The 4,110-nt window shown below is 65.7% G+C and carries 3 protein-coding genes; 1 reads left to right on the forward strand and 2 read right to left on the reverse strand.

Translation table 11 applies throughout. From position 1 onward, the window contains the following. Positions 1–111: 111 nt before the first annotated feature. Both BRAO375_RS26095 and BRAO375_RS26100 read right to left on the reverse strand, forming a co-directional pair. Complete coding sequence (locus tag BRAO375_RS26095; RefSeq protein WP_009030440.1) at positions 112–1,533, reverse strand: amidase; 1,422 nt, start codon at positions 1,531–1,533, stop codon at positions 112–114. Positions 1,534–1,822: 289 nt separating this feature from the next. Then, positions 1,823–2,599, reverse strand: a complete 777-nt coding sequence (locus BRAO375_RS26100) for an SDR family oxidoreductase (protein ID WP_009030441.1) — start codon at positions 2,597–2,599, stop codon at positions 1,823–1,825. A 156-nt stretch (positions 2,600–2,755) separates the two neighbouring features. Here BRAO375_RS26100 and BRAO375_RS26105 point away from each other — a divergent pair, with 156 nt between their 5' ends. After that, positions 2,756–3,829: a tartrate dehydrogenase gene (locus tag BRAO375_RS26105; RefSeq protein WP_009030442.1), complete on the forward strand. Its 1,074-nt coding sequence runs from the start codon at positions 2,756–2,758 to the stop codon at positions 3,827–3,829. Positions 3,830–4,110: the final 281 nt, after the last annotated feature.

A 4,110-nucleotide genomic window follows, 5' to 3' on the forward strand; every position in this document is an offset into this window, starting at 1 on the left:
AGGGAGCGCACTGACATCGCCGCCACGTTTGTCGCTCCCCACGAGCGCTCTCACTCATGACCAATGCGAAGCTTTTCCTTTGATGCTGACGCCTTCTTGTGAGGGGGGGCGTCACTTCGGCGCGCGCGGATCGATCGGGGTAGAGCCGGCGACGCCGAGAATGTCTTCCAGCACCTTCGCCCCGGCCAGCAGGCCGGCGTCGTTGCGCGGGCGCGCGATCACCTGCAGGCCGACCGGCAGGCCCGACGCGGTGAAGCCGCAGGGCAGCGACAGCGCCGGGCAGCAGGCGAGCGTGATCGCGTAGACGATGCCGAGCCATTGCACGTAGTTGTCGAATGTGTGCCCGGCGCATTCGGCGACGTAGCGGTTCTCGACCGGGAAGGGCGGCACGATCGTCGCCGGCGCCAGCAGCAGATCATAGGTCTCGAAGAACTTCACGGCGCGCGCGGTGATCGCGACGCGCTGCGCTTCGGCGCGCGCGATCTGTGCGACCGTGAGCTTCAGGCCTTCCTCGATGTTCCAGATCACCTCGGGCTTCAGCAGGTCGCGCTTAGTGCGCAACAGCTCCTGCTTGCTCATCGCGAAGTCGAGCGCGCGCAGCACATGGAAGCATTCATGCGCCTCGCTGAAGTCCGGATGCGCCTCCTCGACGATGACGCCGAGCTCAGCGAAACGTTGTGCCGCCTTGCGGGTGACGGCAATCACTTCAGGATCGACCGGCGTGATGCCGAGATCAGGCGAATAGGCGATGCGGAGCGGCTTCTTGCCGGAGCGGGCGGCGGCCAGGAACGAGGTCGCGGGGGAGGGCAGCGAGATCGGGTCCGCGGCGTGCTCGCCGCTCATCGCGTCGAGCAGCAGCGCGAGGTCCTCCACGGTGCGGGCCATCGGGCCCTGGACGCCGAGGTTGCGGTCGATCGCGACCGCCGGCGTATGTGCCACGCGGCCGAAGCTCGGGCGCAGGCCGACGATGCCGCAGAAGCTGGCGGGGTTGCGCAGCGAGCCGCCCATGTCGGAGCCATGCGCCAGCCACGCCATGCCGGTCGCGAGCGCCACCGCGGCGCCGCCGGAGGAGCCGGCCGCCGAGCGTGACGTGTCCCAGGGATTGCGCGTCGCGCCGAATACTTCGTTGAAGGTGTTGGCGCCGGCGCCGAACTCCGGCGTGTTCGACTTGGCGTAGATCACGCCGCCATTGTTTTCGAGATGCTCGACCATGAGATCGGAGCGTTCCGGAATCCGGTCCTTGAAGATCGGCGAGCCCTGCGTCGTCAGCACGCCCGCGACATCGGTGAGATCCTTGATCGGCACAGGAAGGCCGGCGAGCAGGCCGCGTTCGCCGGCGGGCTTCTTCATCAGCGCCTTGGCGGAATCGCGCGCGCGGTCGAAGCACAGCGTCGGCAGCGCATTGACCTTGTCGTCGACCGCCTTGATGCGCGCCTCCAGCGCGTCCAAGCAATCGAGCGGGGTGACCTCGCCGGCCTTCAACTTGTCGACGACGGCGCAGGCGGTCTCGCGGATCAATCCCTGGTCGGCCAAAGCTTGGTTCTCCTGATTGGAAGCATCCCGGCGCCGTCTCGTAGATCACGTTCCGTCCGGTGTGGAAAGATCGCCGCCGTCGGCGCACTGTTTCAGATCGGCGGAATGGTTGCGGTGTCCACCGTCATTCCGGGGCAATCGTCAAGGCGAAGACGCGAAGCGGCTGCGCGTTGACGATTGAACCCGGAATCCCGAGATTGTTTCAGAGCCGGTACAAGACAATCTCGAGATTCCGGATTCGAGGCCTTCGGCCTCGCCCCGGAATGACGGTGGTGGTGACGCAGGAGGATCAACCCCACCCTGCGCTGATGCCGCCATCGACGGTATAGATCACGCCCGAGGTGTAGCCGGCGCGATCGGAGGCAAGAAAGGCCATCAGGTCGGCGATCTCTCTGACGTGCGCGGGGCGGCCGAGCGGCAGGCCTTTCTGGAATTCCGTGTAGCGGCTCTCGTCGCCGAACTGCTGTTTTGCGCGGGTTTTCAGCAGCGTGACGTGCCGGTCGGTGCCGACCGGGCCGGGATTGATGCCGACGACGCGGATATTGTCGGCGAGGCTCTTGGAGCCGAGCGCGCGGGTGAAGGCCATCAGCGCCGCATTGCCGGCGCTGCCGCAGATGTAGTTGAAATCGAACTTCTCACCGGCCGCGCCGATGTCGTTGATGATCACGCCCGAGCCGCGCGCCTTCATCTGCGCATAGACCAGCCGCGCCAGGTTGATGAAGCCGAACACCTTGAGGTCCCAGGCGTGCCGCCAGGTCGCCTCGTCGATCTTGTCGATCGGGCCGCCCGGAATGTCGCCGGCATTGTTGACGAGGATGTCGATGTCGGCAGCCTCCTGCGCCAGTCGCGTCACGTCCTCGGACCGGCGCAGGTCCACCACATGCGCGGCCGCGTCGATCTGGTGCTTGGAGCGGAGCTGCTCGACCAGAGCCGAGAGCCGGTCGGCGCTGCGCGCCGCGAGCCGGACATGGCAGCCTTCCTCGGCGAAGGCCTCGGCGGCGGCGGCGCCGATGCCCTTCGAGGCGCCGGTGATGAGAACGCGCTTGCCGCGTAGATGAAGATCCATGGACATTCTCTCTGGATGGGAGGAGCCCGGATTGTCGGGCGCGTCAGCCATGCGGTCAATCTTGCACCGCAGCGTTGCGCTTGACCGTCGTTTGGTCCATTCAGGCGATCGACGATTTCGGCCGGGACAACCGGCGACAATGTGAGGATCCGCTCGATGAGCAAGAAGCCCTATCGCATCGCAGTCATTCCCGGCGACGGCATCGGCAAGGAGGTCATGCCCGAGGGGCTGCGCGTGATCGAGGCCGCCGCCAAGAAGCACGGCGTCGCGGTGCAGTTCGATCATTTCGACTTCTCGAGCTACGACTATTACGAGAAGCACGGCCAGATGATGCCGGACGATTGGAAGGCGCAGATCGGCAGCCACGACGCGATCTATTTCGGCGCCGTCGGCTGGCCGGCCAAGATCGCCGACCACGTCTCGCTGTGGGGCTCGCTGATCAAGTTCCGCCGCGAGTTCGATCAGTATGTGAACCTGCGTCCCGTGCGCCTGATGCCCGGCGTGCCGTCGCCGCTGGCGGGCCGCAAGCCCGGCGACATCGATTTCTGGGTGGTGCGCGAGAATACCGAAGGCGAGTACTCATCCGTCGGCGGCCGCATGTTCCCGGATACCGACCGCGAGTTCGTCACCCAGCAGACGGTGATGACCCGCACCGGCGTCGACCGCATCCTGAAGTTCGCCTTCGAGCTGGCGCAATCCCGGCCGAAGAAGCACCTGACGTCGGCGACCAAGTCCAACGGCATCTCGATCACGATGCCGTATTGGGACGAGCGCGTCGAGGCGATGGCCAAGAACTATCCGGGTGTGAAGTGGGACAAGTACCACATCGACATCCTCACCGCGAATTTCGTGCTGCATCCGGACTGGTTCGACGTCGTCGTCGGCTCCAATTTGTTCGGTGACATCCTGTCCGATCTGGGACCTGCCTGCACCGGCACCATCGGCATCGCGCCGTCCGGCAACATCAATCCGGAGCGCAATTTCCCGTCGGTGTTCGAGCCGGTGCACGGCTCGGCGCCCGATATCGCGGGGCAGGGCATCGCCAACCCGATCGGCATGATCTGGTCGGGCGCGATGATGCTGGAGCATCTCGGCGAGAAGCAAGCGGCGCAGTCGATCGTCGGCGCGATCGAGCGAACGCTGGCGGAGCGGACGTTGCGGACGCGGGATCTCGGCGGCAATGCGGATACGGTCGCGTGCGGCAAGGCTGTCGCGGAGATGGTGGATTAGGTCGTCGTCGCTCCGAGTTATGGTCCCGGCGGCGCTCTTGGTACCAGTTCGTAGGGCGGGTTAGCGCAGCGTAACCCGCCGGCTCCGTTATCGCTAGGCGATGGCGGATTACGCTGCGCTAATCCGCCCTACGGGTCTGCCACTACCTTCTACTGATAGATCACACGGTATGGGTCCCGGCGTTCGCCGGGACGACGCTGGTGGTTGGCGCGACAGCCCGCGCAACAACCGTCATTGCGAGGAGCGTAGCGACGAAGCAATCCAGAGCCGTGGCGGGACTC

This window comes from Bradyrhizobium sp. ORS 375 (genome assembly GCF_000239775.1).
Lineage (GTDB): Bacteria > Pseudomonadota > Alphaproteobacteria > Rhizobiales > Xanthobacteraceae > Bradyrhizobium.